At 60.4% G+C, this 15,495-nt stretch carries 18 protein-coding genes; 14 read left to right on the top strand and 4 right to left on the bottom strand.

Features of this window, described 5'->3' with window-relative positions; translation table 11 throughout:
- Nucleotides 1-20 precede the first annotated feature (20 nt).
- Together MUN80_RS25340 and MUN80_RS25335 are read right to left on the bottom strand one after the other, a co-directional pair.
- Nucleotides 21-1,340, bottom strand: a complete 1,320-nt coding sequence (locus MUN80_RS25340; protein ID WP_244717736.1) for a DNA/RNA non-specific endonuclease — start codon at nt 1,338-1,340, stop codon at nt 21-23.
- Between the two features lie 281 nt (nt 1,341-1,621).
- Entirely contained in the window at nt 1,622-1,789 is a 168-nt protein-coding gene (locus MUN80_RS25335) for a hypothetical protein (protein WP_244717734.1), read from the bottom strand.
- 123 nt (nt 1,790-1,912) lie between these two features.
- On the opposite strand from MUN80_RS25335, the gene MUN80_RS25330 reads away from it, so the two are divergent.
- The 13 genes from MUN80_RS25330 to MUN80_RS25270 all read left to right on the top strand — a co-directional run bounded on the left by MUN80_RS25330 (nt 1,913) and on the right by MUN80_RS25270 (nt 13,340).
- Nucleotides 1,913-3,220, top strand: a complete 1,308-nt coding sequence (locus MUN80_RS25330; protein ID WP_244717732.1) for a Clp protease ClpP — start codon at nt 1,913-1,915, stop codon at nt 3,218-3,220.
- Nucleotides 3,221-3,287: 67 nt separating this feature from the next.
- A complete protein-coding gene (locus tag MUN80_RS25325) occupies nt 3,288-4,388 on the top strand; it encodes a hypothetical protein (protein WP_244717729.1) in 1,101 nt (366 codons plus the stop codon).
- Between the two features lie 78 nt (nt 4,389-4,466).
- Nucleotides 4,467-5,054, top strand: a complete 588-nt coding sequence (locus tag MUN80_RS25320; protein WP_244717726.1) for a hypothetical protein — start codon at nt 4,467-4,469, stop codon at nt 5,052-5,054.
- Between the two features lie 3 nt (nt 5,055-5,057).
- Entirely contained in the window at nt 5,058-5,612 is a 555-nt protein-coding gene (locus MUN80_RS25315; RefSeq protein ID WP_244717724.1) for a hypothetical protein, read from the top strand.
- 79 nt (nt 5,613-5,691) lie between these two features.
- Nucleotides 5,692-7,140, top strand: a complete 1,449-nt coding sequence (locus MUN80_RS25310) for a hypothetical protein (protein ID WP_244717721.1) — start codon at nt 5,692-5,694, stop codon at nt 7,138-7,140.
- Nucleotides 7,137-7,697: a DUF6712 family protein gene (locus tag MUN80_RS25305; RefSeq protein WP_244717718.1), complete on the top strand. Its 561-nt coding sequence runs from the start codon at nt 7,137-7,139 to the stop codon at nt 7,695-7,697. Before MUN80_RS25310 ends, MUN80_RS25305 begins: the two co-directional genes overlap by 4 nt.
- A gap of 9 nt (nt 7,698-7,706) precedes the next feature.
- On the top strand, nt 7,707-8,723 hold the full coding sequence (locus MUN80_RS25300; RefSeq protein WP_244717715.1) for a hypothetical protein: 1,017 nt from the start codon (nt 7,707-7,709) through the stop codon (nt 8,721-8,723).
- A gap of 11 nt (nt 8,724-8,734) precedes the next feature.
- Complete coding sequence (locus MUN80_RS25295; protein WP_244717712.1) at nt 8,735-10,834, top strand: SGNH/GDSL hydrolase family protein; 2,100 nt, start codon at nt 8,735-8,737, stop codon at nt 10,832-10,834.
- A gap of 70 nt (nt 10,835-10,904) precedes the next feature.
- On the top strand, nt 10,905-11,522 hold the full coding sequence (locus tag MUN80_RS25290) for a hypothetical protein (RefSeq protein WP_244717709.1): 618 nt from the start codon (nt 10,905-10,907) through the stop codon (nt 11,520-11,522).
- A gap of 12 nt (nt 11,523-11,534) precedes the next feature.
- Nucleotides 11,535-12,092: a glycoside hydrolase family 19 protein gene (locus MUN80_RS25285; protein WP_244717706.1), complete on the top strand. Its 558-nt coding sequence runs from the start codon at nt 11,535-11,537 to the stop codon at nt 12,090-12,092.
- Between the two features lie 42 nt (nt 12,093-12,134).
- The gene (locus MUN80_RS25280; RefSeq protein WP_244717704.1) at nt 12,135-12,323 is read left to right on the top strand and encodes a hypothetical protein; all 189 of its coding nucleotides are present in this window, start codon (nt 12,135-12,137) and stop codon (nt 12,321-12,323) included.
- A 2-nt stretch (nt 12,324-12,325) separates the two neighbouring features.
- A complete protein-coding gene (locus MUN80_RS25275) occupies nt 12,326-12,784 on the top strand; it encodes a hypothetical protein (RefSeq protein ID WP_244717701.1) in 459 nt (152 codons plus the stop codon).
- A gap of 4 nt (nt 12,785-12,788) precedes the next feature.
- On the top strand, nt 12,789-13,340 hold the full coding sequence (locus tag MUN80_RS25270) for a hypothetical protein (RefSeq protein ID WP_244717698.1): 552 nt from the start codon (nt 12,789-12,791) through the stop codon (nt 13,338-13,340).
- A gap of 111 nt (nt 13,341-13,451) precedes the next feature.
- On the opposite strand, the gene MUN80_RS25265 is transcribed toward MUN80_RS25270, so the two are convergent.
- Complete coding sequence (locus tag MUN80_RS25265; protein ID WP_244717695.1) at nt 13,452-14,396, bottom strand: hypothetical protein; 945 nt, start codon at nt 14,394-14,396, stop codon at nt 13,452-13,454.
- Between the two features lie 153 nt (nt 14,397-14,549).
- On the opposite strand from MUN80_RS25265, the gene MUN80_RS25260 reads away from it, so the two are divergent.
- Nucleotides 14,550-14,804, top strand: coding sequence for a hypothetical protein (locus MUN80_RS25260; protein ID WP_244717693.1), 255 nt, complete (start codon nt 14,550-14,552; stop codon nt 14,802-14,804).
- 29 nt (nt 14,805-14,833) lie between these two features.
- Here the strand turns inward: MUN80_RS25260 and MUN80_RS25255 are convergent, their stop codons facing one another.
- Nucleotides 14,834-15,142, bottom strand: a complete 309-nt coding sequence (locus MUN80_RS25255) for a hypothetical protein (protein ID WP_244717690.1) — start codon at nt 15,140-15,142, stop codon at nt 14,834-14,836.
- Nucleotides 15,143-15,495 lie beyond the last annotated feature (353 nt).

Here is a 15,495-nt window from a genome sequence, read left to right as displayed (position 1 = left end):
AGCGTGGAGGAAGCAGCGGCCTAGTTGGTGGGACCCGAATCAATGGTGGCCTCGACCAGATCCTGTACCGCCGTGGGCAGGGAGGAGAGCAGATCCAGGCCCGTAGCCGTTTCAATGGCGTCTACGCTGGTCCGGTACTGGCCCCAGTTGCTGGTCAGGCCCTGTTGATTGGGCGTATCCACGGCGATGATGCGCGTGCCGCTGCCCACGCGGGAAACGTCGTTGTTGCCCATGGGCAGCACCACGATGACTTTCCAGACCCGGTTGGGTACCTGCACGCGGCCGTTGTCGATGGTTTCTTTGTAGCCGGCTGAGCCCGTGCCGCCCTTGCCGTAGCTGCCCATGATGATGTAGAGCTCATTGCCTTGGTCGACCAGGGTGCGGGCGTAGTTCTCCAAGGTGGCCCAGGTAATCTGGTTGTTGTTGGGTGCCTGCGGAATCATGTTGGTCATCAGGAACGTGGCCGAGTTGTCGGCCACCGAACTGGTACGGTCCGCGGAAGGGGTGTTGTGGCCCCGGTCAAAGCCCGAACCCGAGTAGCTGCCGCTGCCGACCTGGTACCAGCCAGCGGGCAGTTCCGTATCGTTGCGGAAGTTGTCCTGCCGAGGCGTTGAGCCCAGCCAGGCGGGGGCGAGGTACCAGCTCACCCAGTTGGGCTTGCCCTGGTCGCGGTGGTAGGAGAGGGCAAACTGGCGCTTGCGCATCAAATAGTTAAACGGCATGTTCACGTCCGTTGCCGCACCGCTGGGGTTGCCCATGGTCAGGTGGTCGTTGTCGCCGACGGTGGGCGGCGGCGTCACGGCGTAGGGCGTGACGACCACGTCGTCCAGGTTGAGTTGCGCGCCTGCGCCCGAGACTTTACGCAGCTCGAAGCGCACGGGCCCCGACACGTTGACGGCAAACGAGGCCGACTGCAGCGTAGCCGTGCTGGCAATAACGGTGGAACCGACTTTGACCCACTTGTTGCAGCTGCAGCTCTGGCTCTGGTAGTAGAGCTCAAAGCCGGAGCTGGCCTCGCTGCCGTAGAGCGCGTGCTGCACCGTGACGGTCGAGGCCCCCTCGGGCAGGAAGAAATCCATGGTGGCCTTGCCCATCTGCGTCAGGCGCAGGGCCTGCGTGCCGTTCTTGTGGTCCAGAACCGAGGAGCCCAGCAGGGCGTTGTCCAGGGTCCAGGTGCCCGTGCTCAAGAGCACGGCGCTCGCTGGGTAGGTGGGCTTGGTGCCCGTCTCGAAGGACTCGCGCGTCGTGGTCTGGGCCGTGCTGGTCAGCGACCCGGCCCAGAGCAGGGTGACCAGGGCGCTCAGCCAGAGGCGGCCGGTACGCCGGTAAGAGTGTTTCATTGCAACAGGAAAGGGGGATGGAGGTACGTGCGGGTAGGCCCCAATGGGCGCGCTGGCAAAATTAGAGGTGCTACGTTACTCTAATGTTACGCATTTGCAACCATTCTCCCCGGCTGCGGGCTCTTGGTTATATTATACTTTATATTTACTATATATAATAAGTGGCTTGGCCTGGCACAGACTGTGAGCCTGTCTGGTCAAGAATGCTACGACCAGTGAGTAGCCGGCGGTTGGCGGCCGCCTACTGCGCAGTGGCAGTGGCGTCCTGTACGTTTCCTGAGCTACTTCGGCGAGGAGCTGGCAGCCGGGGGGTAGTGCGGCACACGGACCAGGCGGCCTTCGGCCACATCGTTGAGAAAGGGAATCAGGAAGGCATTGAGCGAGACGCCCTCCTTGCGGGCCAGCTCCTTGAGCTTTTTGACCACGAGCGGTTTGGGAGATAATTCCATTGGCAACATCCAGTATGCCGGGATAGGGCCGGCATTCTACCGGGAAGTTACCGGCACAATTCGGTGGGAGCGGTAGGGCTTCCCCTCTTTTGTTGCACAGCACACAATCAGGGCTGTTGCACTATGGCTGAACTGCTCATTCCTATCCGCGAATACATCGGCAAATCCGAGTGGAATTGGGAAACCGGTGAGTTTGAGTGGGCCACCAATGCGGACGACGTGCGCATGGCCCTCGAGTGGGCCCAGTATGATGGAATGGAGGTGACCAGCATTTGCCTGGAAATCGGTACCTGCTTCGGAGGCTCCGTTACCCACGGCCTGGAAATCTACAACTACCTGAAGGGGCTCGGTCTGCCGATTCGCACCCGCATCCTGTCGCTGGCCGCCAGCATGGGCTCGGTGATTCCGCTGGTGGGCGACGTGGTGGAAATTGAGCAGACCGCCCAAGTACTCGTGCACGGCCCCAGTGGCTACGCCGGCGGCACCGTGCGAGAAGCTACCTCGGGCCTAAAGCAGCTCTCTGACCTGCACAACATCTTGCGCAATGTGTACGTGGCCCGCACGGGCCAGCCAGTAGCAGTCGTCGAGGAGTGGATGAGCAAAGACACTTGGTTCACCGCCGACGAGGCGCTGGCGCTGGGCCTGGTCACCACAGTACTACCGCTGGCTCCCAAAAATACGCCTGCTGCTACCACGGCGCAGGCCAGCGCCCGCCGCGCCAAGTTCGCGGACATCGTCGCCCGCGCCGATAAGCGCACCATTCGTGCCCTCACTAAGCCTACACCCAAGGCGGCTGCCAAACGGCCCGCCGCTAACGCTTCCCCTAAACCCATGACTAAAAACGTCATTCCGATTACCAAGGCAGTAGGCCAAAAGTCTTCTGCTCCCACTGCTGAGCAGCAAGCCAATGCCGCCGCTGTACTTGCTTTTGCCAAAAAGCTAGGTGTAAAGGCCACCATCGAAAGTGCTGGCGAAACCGCCGAGGTAACGGCCGAAGCTGTGGGTACCGTGCTGGCCGACGGGGCCGGCACGCTCTACACCGACGGCGTGCCGGCTCTCGACTCGGCCGTGTTCAACGACGAGGCCCTGACCGTGCCCACCGATGACGGCGAGTACGAGGCCGAGGATAGACGCGTGATTACCGTAGCCGGTGGCGTTGTAACGGACATCACCGAGGCCACGGCAGAAGACGAGACCGAAACTCCTGCGGCCAGCACCGAGACCCTGACCGCTGCCATCACGGCCGCCCTGGGCCCGCTGGTAACCCGGCTCGACGCCATGGAAGGCAAGGTAACGGCCTTTAGCAAGGTCGTGCCGCCCACGCCCAAGCCCCGCGCGCAGGTGGCCGGCAGTCCCCAGGGGGATGTCAAGAATCCGGCAAAACCCAAGGCCCGCGGCGTGCTCTCCGGCGCTACCGCGGCCAAAGACTAGCTGCCTTTTTCATAAGTAACCAGGTCGGCCCGCCGACTCATTTTCTCTACCACTCACGAAGACGACCATGCCGTTTTTTGAAAGACCCCTTATCGTTGGCGGCTCGGCAGCAACCCAGGGCCAGCCCGCTTCCCTGCTAATTTATCCTGCCGCCAAAGTGCCCTTCCTGCTTGAACTCGGTATCCTGGTCAAGGAAGGCGTCAAGCGGGGCGCTACCACCATTGGTATTCTGGCCAATGAGAAAGTAACGCGCCGGGACTCGGGGTGCGGTCCGTTCACGCCCACGGGTACGTTGCTCAAGATGGTGAAAAACCAGATTACCGTCGACCCGGTGGAAATCAAGCTCGAAGAATGCGCCAGCGACTACACCGAGTCGGTGCTGGAGGCCACGCTCAAAGCCGGCCATGCCGAGGACAACAACCTGGAGGGTACCGGTATTGAAGCCATCGTGCGCAAAGCCCTCAACGGCGAACAGCTCGACGCGGCCGATGCCGCCGCCCTGGACCTGGCCATCGAGCCCGTCATCGGCGGCGAAGTGTCGGGCGTGACCTACAAGGATGCGCTGCGCATCTGGATGCTCGGGGACCGAGCCTCGGACGACGTGAACTACAACCAGACCGACGGCATTCGCAAGAAGCTGCTGGCCAAAGGCATTGCCGGCACCGTCTACAAGGGCATGGCCATTCCCAGCCTGGCCGCCATGAAGGCCGACCCGACCCTGGTGCTGGCCGTGCTCGAAGACCTCTACGAAAACTGCGCCGACGAGCTGCAGGAGCAGGACGACGACCAGAAGGCGTTCTACGTCGACTCCATTTTCTACCGCTTCGTGCGCAAGGCCTACCGGGCCCTGGTAGCGGGCAACGCCACCGACGAAACCAAACTGAGCATCATCGCCGGCAGCAACGGCCAGCGCCTGACCTACGAGGGCATCGAGCTTATTGAGTTCAAGCCCTGGTACAAGTGGATGAAAGCGGACTTTGCGGCCCAGTCGCCCTTCGTAGCCATCTACACGGTGCGCGAAAACCTAGTGTTTGCCACTGACCTAGAGTCGGATATGGCCGAGGTCAAGTTCTGGTACGACATCAACACCGAGTTCAACCGCACCCGGGTCAAGTACCGGCTCGGGGCCGGCTTTGGCTTCGACGTGTTGACGGCCTTCAGCATCTAGGGCAGCCGGCTTCGGCGCCTTCGTCCACTCCGCCTCGGCTCCGCTGGCCGAGGCCCTTACCCCTTAGCAGCCCCCATCATGGCAGTCGACATCTGCAACCGCATTTCCAAGAACGTAGCCAGCAAGGCCTGCCCCAAGGCTGGCGGCATCAACCGCACGAGCTGGGTATTCCAACTCGACCAGTTCACCGGGGCCGAAACCCGTAACGGTACCACCGGGGCCCTGTCGGGCTTCACGCTCAAGACCGGCGAGAAAGGCATCAAGGCCGTGGGCCGGCCCAAAAAGGGCAATGGCACGCACAAGTCTACCACCAGCGAGAACGGCAGCACCGAGGTGGAGCAGACCCTGGTGCAGGAGTACAGCTACCAAGATCAGAACGGGCTGACGGCACTGGAGCAGTTTCTGGCGGCCGGCAGCAAGGTGGTGTTTCAGGAGCTGGCCTCGGGCGACATTCGGGTGTACTTCAAGGCCTTCGGCAACGAAACCAGCACCGGTGAAGACGGCACCGGTACCCTGCTGACTGACGACAACAACGTGATGAAAACCACGCTGACCGGCAAGGAACCCTCGTTCCCGATGTTCTTTCAGGCGCCCATCACGGGCAGCGAAACCCAGCTCGCCGCCTCCCGGGCCTATCTGGACGCCCTCGTCGAAGCCGACGTCTAAGCCGTGGCTGTCAACTACACCGCCGAGCTCCTGGGCCGGGTGCAGACCTGGCTCAACCACTCAGCCACCAAGCGCCGCACCCGGGAACAGACCCAGGAGCTGCATCAGCTCTATGAGCAGATCACCGGCCAGTCGGCCGCAGGCTGCACCAGTTGCAATTTTCAAGGCTACGTCGACCTGTTGCAGGCCCACGAGCGCCAATCCATCCGCTTTTTATTTCCTGAAACCGTGGAAAAGTCCATCTACACCATAGCCCCCGGCTACGAAAACGAGCAATTCGTGCACGAGTCCTACAACAAGGCCGTCACGGCCGAAAACCTGACGGATAAGGACGCTGAGTTCTTCATCAGTCAGGGCTTCCCGCATGCCTTCCTGAAGAACGGTAAGCCCCTGGAGGCCGAAGCTGCTGCCGAGGCGGCTCCCAAGCCGAAGAAAGCCGATTACCAGGCCCGCTATAAGGAGCTGCATGGGGTTGACGCCGACGAGAAGCTGACCATTGCCCAGCTGCAGGAGGCCATTGATGCCAAAGAAAAGGAGCAGGCCGAGTCCCGCGACTAAACCCGCCTGCCCCGTCCCTTGAAAAGCCCGCTGCTACCCAAAGTAGCGGGCTTTTTTCTTCTTTAATCCTTGCTATCTGATGGCTAAGCGCCGCCTTACTTCAACCGTTGCCCTGCTGCGCGTTGGTGCCCCGTCTTCGGTGCTGCATGCGCCGGCGGCGCCCACCGGCGGCACTCCGGAAAAGCTTAAACTAGTAGCGTGGGGCGCCGGCGACACCCTGCCCCAGGAATGCCTGCGCGTGGTCTACGACTCGGGCACGGCCGAGGCCTGCGCCACGCGCCTAGCGCAGTTCATCGGCGGCAAAGGCTTTGCCGCGGAGGCCACGGCCCGGATGCGGGCCAACGACGAGCAGACGCTCAACGACATTTTGGCCGAGGCCAAGCACTATGCGGCCCTAGGCCTGGGCGTGGCTTTGGTGATGCGCTTTACCTACGGCGGCCAGCGCGGGGACCTCTACGTAGAGCCCGCCGACTGTCTGCGCCGGGAAAAAGATGGGGGCGGGCGCTACATCATCAACTATGGCCGGGCCGAGGGCAAGAACGCTGCGGCTGACAACCGGGTGTATTTGCCCTATAACCCGCTGGCCAGCGAGGAAGAAATTGCCCAGCAGGTGTTGGCCGCCGTGCAGTCGGAGGGGGGGTACTGGGGCCACCTGCTGTTTTCCTTCGAAGCCCGTCCGGGCCGCACCCAGTACCCGGTACCGGGTTACTACGCCGGCAAAGAGGACCTGGAAACGGATGCCGCCCTGGCCAAATTTGACCGCAAGCAGGCCAAGAACGGGTTTTTTCCGGATGCCTGGTGGACACTCATCGGCAAGAAGTTCGACGACTACCCCGATCCGGACTTCGTGCCCGGCCCAGGCCAGACGTTGGACGATGCGCCCATGATCGAGTCCCCCGATTTGAAGGCCGCCAAGGCCACCATCAAGGCGCTGAAGGGCAGCGAAACGGAGGCCAGCGTGGGCGTATCCGTAGCCGAGACGAAAGAAGAGGTGCCCGTGCTGCAGTTCATCGACAAGGGCCCCAACTCCAAGGGCCTGACCGATATGCGGGGCCGCATCACCGGCTTCGTGTGCCGGCACATGGGCGTGCCGCCGGTGCTTATCGGTGTGGCCGAACCCGGCCTGCTGGGCAACAACCAGCAAATCGTCAACAGCATCAAGCTCTTCAACCTGACCGTGGAGCCGGCCCGCGCTACCATCACCAGCCCGCTGGCTTACTTCTATCCCGAGGTGACGGACTGGACGGTAAAGCCGCTCAACCCCGTGGAGTACATCGACCCAGTAGTGGCCGAGAAAATGACGGATGACGAAATCCGCTCCTTCGGTGGCTTGCCCAAACTCTCGGCACTGGAAGATACCCAGGCCCAGAAAACGCTCAAGGCGCTGAACGTGATGTCTCCGCTGCTAGCCACCAAAGCGGTCAGCGAAATGACCAGCGCCGAAATCCGTGCACTCATCAATCTGGAAGGCAGTAAGGCCGAGGCCTTGGCCGCCGAGGCATCCACCACGCCCCGTCCCAAGTCATGAGCCAGCTGCTAATCACCAAGTACGACCTGCCCGAGTTCTGGCCCGTCAGCACCAACATCAGTGACGAGCTGGTAAATCCCTACATCGGCAAGGCCCAGACTTTTGACGTGCGCCCGCTGCTCACGGCCCAGGAGTGGGCCGGGCTGGAGCGCAATCTGGGCAACGGCACCAGTGAGTTTCCCGGCATTGAGGTGGACCCGGCCGAGTTCCTGGCCGCGCCGCCGGCCACGAGCTGGGACGAGGATAAGCTGGCAGCGCTCTGGGCTGGCTTTATCCGGCCGCTACTGGCTACGGAAACCTTCCGCCGCATGATCCTCTGGCACGGCACCCACATCACCCAGAATGGAGTGGAAACACTGTCTGATGGCAGTAATCAGCCTATTTCCGCCGCCCGTCGTGCTGAGCTCAAGGCCGATGTAGAAGCCGAGCGCAACCTGTATATAGGTCGCCTGCAGGCCGCCTTGCGAGCCTTCCGCCCGGCCACAGCACCCACTATCTGCGGCGCCTCAGCCCGCCGTCGCCCCGGTCGGGGCGGCTTGAAAACCTTCGCCGTGTAACGCTGCCCCATGACCCGCGCGCAACTCAAACAACTAGCCCGAATCGTCATCAAGGTGGTGGCCGGTGGTCCTACGGACGTAACCCGGGGCCAGGAGCTGATTCGGCTCTTTGATGCCCTCATCGACTCGGCCGCACTCGGCACCGAAATTCCAACGATACCCAGCTCCTTTACGCCCATTACCGCCAACCAGTACGGCCAGCATCCGGCTTTCACCACGCAGGCCGGATTGAACGCGTACGTGCTGGGCATCATCACCACGGGCCTGTTCATTACCCAGCCAGCGGCACCTACGGGTGCGCTGGTGGATGATGTAGGCAATACCTTTTCCCACAACCTGGTGGGGGGCTTCGACAGCGCATCGGACTACGAATTGCGCACCGGATCCACGGCCGTCTACACGGTTCGGAATACGGCCTACGTGCAGAACGGGCGGGTGTACTATCCAGGCCTGAGCGCGGCGTATGCCATCGGCGAGGTCAGTGCCCGCGTGACGGCCAGCGGTGCACGTCCCGCCGGCGGGGCCGTCAGCAACGCGCAAGCCTTTACGGGCCCAGCCGCGCCCACGGTCTATACCTCGATGCCGCAGAGCTACACGGTGACCCAGGTCGATATCGACACCAAGTGCGGTGCCGGCACTACCTCCTTTCAGGCTATTACCCGGACCAACAACACGGCCACCGGTGATACGCAGCCCAACGCGAATGCTGCAGGCCTGGCGGCTGCTAAAGACGAGGCCTTGGCGGCCATCGTGTGCACGGTGCCGCCACCTAACTACAACACGGAGGTAAATGACAGCATCCGGGAAGCGGCGGGCATCGCTTTCTCGCCGGGTTCTAGCACTGTTCGGGCGCTATTCAATGCTATCCCAGGTGCCAATGCGGCACCCATCAGTATGGTCGTCACGCTTGGCGGTGGCCCCGCCTCCTACTTCGACATGCCTGGGGAGTATGCCGGCCAGGGCCTTTCCTTCTTCGGCGCCGACGGCCAGCGCTACGAAACCACCTTCATCAACGGAAGCCGCTAACGGTTCTTAGTATGCCACAGATTACTCGACAGCACACCTTTGTCCGCTTCAATGGCGGCGGCAACCTCAACATTTCCGGCCTGTCTTGGCTGGCCGGAAATGTGCTGCGCATTTGGGCACCGAGCAATAGCACCGGTGCCAGCATGCAATCCTTTGGCGTAGCCAGCAACGGGGGAACCTTAGCTCAGTTCGTTCCTGGCTCTGGCTACTGGATTCATTCCAGTTCATCGACACCCAACTACACGATTCCAGCAACCTTTGAAATCATCTTCGGCGTTGCTACCGCGCCGGAAAACACGCTGCCTGTGGCCAACGCTGGGGCCGATACTACGCTCACGCTGCCCTCCAATTCGGTCGTATTGCAGGGCTCTGGCTCCGACGCAGAAGGGTCTGTAACTTATGCCTGGAAGCAGATAACGGGCCCAAACACGGCCACTGGCGTTCCCAGCGCTGTAGCCCAGCCGGTTGTGTCTAACTTGGTAGCCGGAGTCTATCAGTTCCGCCTGACGGTAACAGACACGGCTGGTGCTACCAAAACCGACGATGTGTTGGTGACGGTGAATGCCGCGCCGGCTCCAGTGCTGGCCCTTAATACGGCCACGCCCACCAGCGGCCAGCAGGCCCGACGGGTCGTATTTCAGGGGAGCAACTTTGGCGCTACCCAGAATACAAGTACACTGAAAATTGGTGCGGTCAATTTTGATGTGCTGACCTGGAGCAACACAGCCATCACTGCGGCCGTGCCCGTTGGAGCGCCAAGCGGGGCAGGCACGGCCAGCCTGACCATAGGCGGCACAACGGTAACCAAGCCCTTCACCGTGCTGGCGTTGACCTCGGCCTACACGGGTGATAAAAACCTGCTGGCATTCCTCAGCGGCGACAGCCAAACGGCCGAGTATGGGCTCAACGCGGGCGAGGGCTACGCGGGACAGATGAACGCTACATGGGACGCCCTGGACACGTCCATGAGCGTGTCGCCCACAACAGGCCCGGCTGGTACGGCCATCAGCGGGGCTACCACCACGCAGATCCGGAATTTCTTTGCACAACGGGTTCTTTCCCCAATGCAGCAGGCGGTAGCCAGTGGTGAGTATGATGGTTGTTTGTACGGGGTTTTACTAGGAGTCAATAACCTGACCTTCGCCCTTGTTAACGGCGTAACGCTGGATGATGCTCTGGCTACGGCCAAGACCGACATCGAATACATGGTTCGGCAGGCGCTGGCCTTGCCCGAGTGCGGCGGCGCGGTGCTGATTACGCAAACCAATACGGCCAGCGTAGCCGAGGGCTCCAGTACCCCGATTCTGCCCTACGTCCAGCAGCTCCAGCAGTGGGCTGTTGCCCTGGGCCCCTCCTTGGAAGCCGAGTTGGGTAAGCCGGTGCGGGTAGCGCAAAGCCACCTGATTCCCGAACTCACGGAGCCGGCCACTGACCGGTTCTATTTCCAGGATGAGGTACACCCTGCTCGCCGGGGGCAGGTGCTGATGGCAGCCACCGTCCGGCCCGTGCTGGAGCAGATTGCGCAGCAGGTGTACGCTGTAGCCCCGCCGGTCTTTGAGTTTACGTTCACGAACCCTATTAATGCCACCTTTCCTTCGCCTACCGAAGTAATCATTGATGATGAATCGGTGTACTACGGCAGCGGCGCGGTGAGCAATAAGGCTATCGGCCCAGCGAATGATGGCTCCTTGCTGCGCGGGGGCGTGGAAGCGGTATACAACGAGGCCGACAAAGGGTTCCAGTTTGGTATGAATGATTTGCCCGTCCCGCGCACTCGGACCGGTCCCTCCACTAGCGCCAATATCAAGTTTGGTTTTTATCCATTGGATGCTACAGAAACCGGCTTTGTGCAAATCTGGCGGGGGTTGAGTGGAGGCACAAAATTCCCTATCACCAACGGGCAGAAAATGCGGATTCAAATGGAGCGGGCCCAGGCGTCTGACCCGTTCGATGTGGTGTGGTACATCAACGAAATAGAGGTGTTCCGTCAAGTAGCCCCAACCTTGGGGGCCGCCTATTACTTCGATGTGTCGTTGCCTGGGGGCAGCGTTATTTCCGCCGTGCGTGGAGCTAAACTCTTTGCTGACAACTATGTGGATTTGCCAGCCTAAATCCGCTGCTGCAAGTGACCCGATAACGCTGCAGTCGGACAACTATCTGTAGGCTTCTGCTATACTTCCCGTGAAGTTTCTCCTCCACACCCTTTCCGAGCTCTACAAGCTCCTCGGCTTCCGGGGCGTGCGGGACTTCGCGGCCTCAGCGCTGGGCCTGAAAACCTATACGCTGCCCGTGTTTGGCATTCAGGTCAGCGGCACGCTGCTGGCTGCTATCGTCGCCTTCTGCGCCAAATGGATCTGGAACCCACCCTTGGCCCTGCTGGTGCTCACCGCCCTGGAAGTAGCCAATACAGTGTACGGCATCAAGGTCGCGCGACAGGTGAAGAAAGAGCCCGTTACCTGGGCCAAGTTCGAGCGCATCTTCGGCAAGCTCATGGCTATGCTGCTGGTGCTGACCGTGGTGCGCAACACCATCAACAGCTACCCCTATTACGACATGCTGGCCGACCTGATTTTCGGCTGGTTCTTTTCCACCAAGCTGCGCAAGGTCGTCAGCAAGATGGTGGCCCTGAAAGTGGCCGAGGGTGGGCTGCCCAAAATTATACAAGCCTTCGTGCAGTCCATCATCAACAGCAAGTACGGCCCCGCTCTGGTCGACGTGGCCCAAGGGGTGACGCCCGCGGCCGAGCAGCCAACTCCCGAAACCCCAACCGAGCCGGCGCCCGTGGTGCCGGCCCCCTAACCGTACCCAAGTATGCAGCTCACTAAACAACTCCTGATGGCGGCCGTGACCGGCTGCACGGCAGCTGAGGCCGACAAGTTTCTCAAACCCCTCAACGACACGCTGGTCCGCTATAATATCAGCACGGCGCTGCGCATTGCTCACTTCCTGGCGCAGATCGGCCACGAGTCGGTGGGCCTGGATGCCGTGCGCGAGTACGCTTCCGGAGCCGCCTACGAAGGGCGCAAGGACCTGGGCAACGTCATGCCCGGCGACGGGGTGCGCTTCCGGGGCCGGGGCCTGATCCAGATTACCGGCCGGGCCAATTACTACGCCCTGAGCCAGGCCTTCGGCGTGGACTTCGTGGCCAACCCCGTGCTGCTCGAGCAGCCCCTGTACGCGGCGCTGTCGGCCGGCTGGTACTGGAAAGGCCGGGGGCTGAATGAACTGGCCGACGGCAACTTCTTTCTGACCATCACCAAGCGCATCAACGGCGGCACCAACGGCCTGGCCGACCGGGAGCGGCGCTTCCTGGTAGCGGCCAAAGCCCTGGGCGTGCCTGGCGGCGTGGTGCCCAAGGTGGCCGCTTAAGCATTTCACTAGTCCACCATTTCACCTTCTCACTTCCTTTCTATGAAACTGCCAATCCCTGCTTTCGCCTATCCCATCATCCTGCTCTGGGTAATTGCCATCGTCGTGTCGCTGACGCATTACCACCCGGGCTTTCTGACCTACCGCCAGTTCACCGGTGGGCTCTTCTTCGGTGCCGCTGCGGCCTCGGTGTTCATCCTGATACGGGGCATTCGAGCCCAACGGAAGTAGCTATGCTCTGGCTACTCTACAATCTGTTCGCCGCCGTGGACGGGCTCTGTGATGCACTGTTTTACGGGATGCTGGGCGCTGATTCCTTCAAGTGGAACGAGCACCAGCCGCTGGTGACCCGGCGCGTGCTGGCCGTGCTAGCCGCCCTCGGGGCCGCCGTCGATGCGGTGCTGGTGGGCGTGGGTGCCGTCGAGGGCTGGCCCGTGTGGCTCATCTGGCTGCTGTGGGAAGTTGTTGCCGCCGCCCTGAGCTTTTCGCTCTTCCACAACGAGGCCTACAACTTCGGTCGGGTCTGGATTCGGGAGCAGACCCTTGCCAAGGCCTGGGCCGTGTTCGAATTCAACTACCAATCCGACAGCACGTCGGCCCGCTTCGATTTCGACGGTACCCAGCGCTGGGTAATGGCTGGCGCGGCTGTAGCCTGGTTGGTCGTGGGCCTTGTCTTACTCGCTAAACTGTAATCTGATGCGCTACTTTCTATTCCTCGCGTTGGCCCTGGCCAGCTGCGTCGCCTCCCGTCATGCTGAGCCTAGTGACTTGCTGAGCATGCTTGCTCCCTCGATGCAAGGAGGGGTGGCCCCCGATGCTCTGCCGGACTCATTACCGAAGCAAGATCCTTTGTCTGCTCCGGATGACAAGCCTGGCTTCTTCAAGCGAGCCGCTACCAGAGTCGGGGCCGCCTTCAGCAGCTCGGGCAAAATCAAGAACAGCACCATCAACATCCAACTGGGCAACGGCAACACGGCGGCCACGGCCACCAAGCCGGGCACCATGGCTACTGGGTCTGGGGCCAGCGCTACCGACGCCACTAAGGCAGAGGCACCGGTGCAGGTGGGCCAGCAGAACCAGGCCACCGACAACACGAAGGCCGGCCAGCGGGGTGGTGCTGCGGCTACGGGAGAGGGCAGTACCGTAACAGCGCCAGCATCGAGCACTTGGTGGAAGTGGCTCCTGGGTGGGGTGGTGCTGGGCTACTTGGGGCCGAAGCTGCTCAAGCTAGGGGGCCGGTTTGTTTAGCCGGCACTAGCATAATGTATAAGAACAACGCCTGTGTATTCAGTAAGTTGCGAATAAAAAAAGCCTTAGGCTGAATGCCTAAGGCTTTTATAAATCGAATAACGACTCGTTTTACTGAGCCATATGCAATTGCCCGAAACTGTCGATAAGGAAGAATTTTCCATTGAAACTGCTGCCTATTCTAGTGGCTTGGCCCCCTTCCCAGGTCCAGGTATAGGACTCCAGAGGCGATGAGTACGGGCGCTTGTATACTTCGTATCCACCGGGTAAGGGTGCACTCCCAGTGCCTAAAACAGCAACGTCATCGACAGTGCAGGCAATATCCCCAGCGCTGGCTTCTACCGGTACAAAGCCGCCGCTACTGCCAGGTGCAGGGCCAACCCAAACTTGTTGGTTGCTTGTCGTAACCCAGGGGCGGCCATCTCTATCTACCGCCAGTTCTATACCAGCGGCACCAGGTACAACCTCTACTGCTTGCCCCGTGTCCCAACGGTATCGGTAAATAGGGTGACCACCGTTGACAGTGGCAGCACCTAAAAAATAAACATAGACGCTCGCTGTATTGCCATAAGCTACCGCAACGTCTACAGCAGGATGGTTTATCTTGCGCCAGCCTGGGCTGTTCCCGCTTGACACCCAAAGCTCGTTTTGATCAGTTACAACATAGCGGAAACCAACAGTACCATTATATTCGTAACCGGCAGCTATTTTAACTGCTCCGCCTCCATTCGGGCCACTAATCCGAGTCCACGTACCTACAGTATTTGCGTCACCAGGAGTTCCTCTTGGCTGAAACACGTAGATTGGATGCCCTCCTGGTACCTGCGAGGCCCCTAAGGCTTCAGGCTTTTCCCATTTTTTGCGCACTGCTCCATTATAATACTCAACGGATGTGACTTCAACTAACGGCTCTGGCACAGGGAATGAGATAAACGTCAAGTCAGAAGAACTCTGCGCCTTCAGCACGGGTGGCGGTGCTAGCTCGGGAGTTTCACAACCTGCAACTACTGCAGAAGCCATCACAGCAGCAAATAATCGGTAACAAGTGTATTTCATACAAGAGATATAAGATGAAAGAGTTGGAGCAATGTACAGCTTGTATTCAATATATTATATTATATTATTACTAAGCCCTATCCGTCATTCGAGGTATTTTCCCCTATGTTAGGTTGTTGTAGTGTAGGCAGAAATATTAACCGACTTACACTTATGCCCATCACCCACTACGCCTTCCGCGCCCTACCTTTCCCCGAGCAGCTGGCCGCCATCTGGGCCGAGGGCACCTTCCTGGCCACGCGCTGGGAGGAAGAGGACGCGGTGAACCTCTACCACCTGGGCACCTTCTTCTGCGAGGTCTACTACGACCCCGACACCAACGAACTGCTGCGCACGCGCACGTTCACCAGTCGAACGTGCCTGGAGGACTATGCGGCGTACATCAAGCTGGATGACTTGGAGACATGAAAAGTCCCGGCTGTCTGCTCTGCCTCCTGTTACGCGGTAACCAGCGTCGTTCGTAGCAAGGCCAAGAGCTTCTGTTGCATCGCCTTGACGGGCAAGACATGGCTTTGCGTAAGCAGCGCTTCTAAGGCCTCAATCGTCAGGGGCAGTTGGTGGTGCTGGGCAGCGCTTAACCAAATCTGGCCGGTGCTACCGAGCAAGTGGAGCTGACGCAGGTCCTGCAGGGCCGCCAGGCCGTGTTCTCGCAACAGGCCGCCCGTATACGGGTTCGGGGAGTCCGTATCCTGTTGAAGAATGGTATAGAGATGCTTGTTGAGGCCAGCAAGCGTGGAGATGGGCATATAAACGCAGTAAGTAGATAGCCGCAAGAGCTGATTCGGAAGTAGGTGGATTCTGGGCCTGGTGCTCTAGAATCCGTTACGGATGGTGCCGAGGACACCCCGCTTTGCCCCGTTCCCCAGGTATCGTATAGGCATGATTAAAGCATACTTCCGCCTCCAGTAGTAAGCGCGTACAGTTATAAGCACCTGCGTGGGCTGCAACGAGTCGTTGGCAGCAGTGTGCGAATTGTAGCTTTCGGCTAGGCAAAAGCGGCGAGGCAGCGTGCTGTTCTTGGACCAACGTGCACAGGACCTGAGCAATACAATCTGTATCCTGTTGCTGGAAGGCAGCGTGCAACCGAGCGAGTGTCATG

It is taken from the genome of Hymenobacter cellulosivorans (assembly GCF_022919135.1).
GTDB classification, from domain to species: Bacteria; Bacteroidota; Bacteroidia; order Cytophagales; family Hymenobacteraceae; genus Hymenobacter; species Hymenobacter cellulosivorans.
Note: the sequence above shows the minus strand (reverse complement) of the source record. Positions and strands in the feature narration are given on the sequence as shown.

Excerpts from the sequence above, each read along its gene's own strand:
- MUN80_RS25325 (WP_244717729.1), top strand. The coding sequence starts at position 3,288 with ATGCCGTTTTTTGAAAGACCCCTTATCGTTGGCGGCTCGGCAGCAACC.
- MUN80_RS25330 (WP_244717732.1), top strand. The coding sequence starts at position 1,913 with ATGGCTGAACTGCTCATTCCTATCCGCGAATACATCGGCAAATCCGAG.
- MUN80_RS25285 (WP_244717706.1), top strand. The coding sequence starts at position 11,535 with ATGCAGCTCACTAAACAACTCCTGATGGCGGCCGTGACCGGCTGCACG.
- MUN80_RS25300 (WP_244717715.1), top strand. The coding sequence starts at position 7,707 with ATGACCCGCGCGCAACTCAAACAACTAGCCCGAATCGTCATCAAGGTG.
- MUN80_RS25295 (WP_244717712.1), top strand. The coding sequence starts at position 8,735 with ATGCCACAGATTACTCGACAGCACACCTTTGTCCGCTTCAATGGCGGC.
- MUN80_RS25320 (WP_244717726.1), top strand. The coding sequence starts at position 4,467 with ATGGCAGTCGACATCTGCAACCGCATTTCCAAGAACGTAGCCAGCAAG.
- MUN80_RS25275 (WP_244717701.1), top strand. The coding sequence starts at position 12,326 with ATGCTCTGGCTACTCTACAATCTGTTCGCCGCCGTGGACGGGCTCTGT.
- MUN80_RS25270 (WP_244717698.1), top strand. The coding sequence starts at position 12,789 with ATGCGCTACTTTCTATTCCTCGCGTTGGCCCTGGCCAGCTGCGTCGCC.
- MUN80_RS25310 (WP_244717721.1), top strand. The coding sequence starts at position 5,692 with ATGGCTAAGCGCCGCCTTACTTCAACCGTTGCCCTGCTGCGCGTTGGT.
- MUN80_RS25335 (WP_244717734.1), bottom strand. The coding sequence starts at position 1,789 with ATGGAATTATCTCCCAAACCGCTCGTGGTCAAAAAGCTCAAGGAGCTG.
- MUN80_RS25340 (WP_244717736.1), bottom strand. The coding sequence starts at position 1,340 with ATGAAACACTCTTACCGGCGTACCGGCCGCCTCTGGCTGAGCGCCCTG.
- MUN80_RS25265 (WP_244717695.1), bottom strand. The coding sequence starts at position 14,396 with ATGAAATACACTTGTTACCGATTATTTGCTGCTGTGATGGCTTCTGCA.
- MUN80_RS25255 (WP_244717690.1), bottom strand. The coding sequence starts at position 15,142 with ATGCCCATCTCCACGCTTGCTGGCCTCAACAAGCATCTCTATACCATT.
- MUN80_RS25260 (WP_244717693.1), top strand. The coding sequence starts at position 14,550 with ATGCCCATCACCCACTACGCCTTCCGCGCCCTACCTTTCCCCGAGCAG.
- MUN80_RS25305 (WP_244717718.1), top strand. The coding sequence starts at position 7,137 with ATGAGCCAGCTGCTAATCACCAAGTACGACCTGCCCGAGTTCTGGCCC.
- MUN80_RS25280 (WP_244717704.1), top strand. The coding sequence starts at position 12,135 with ATGAAACTGCCAATCCCTGCTTTCGCCTATCCCATCATCCTGCTCTGG.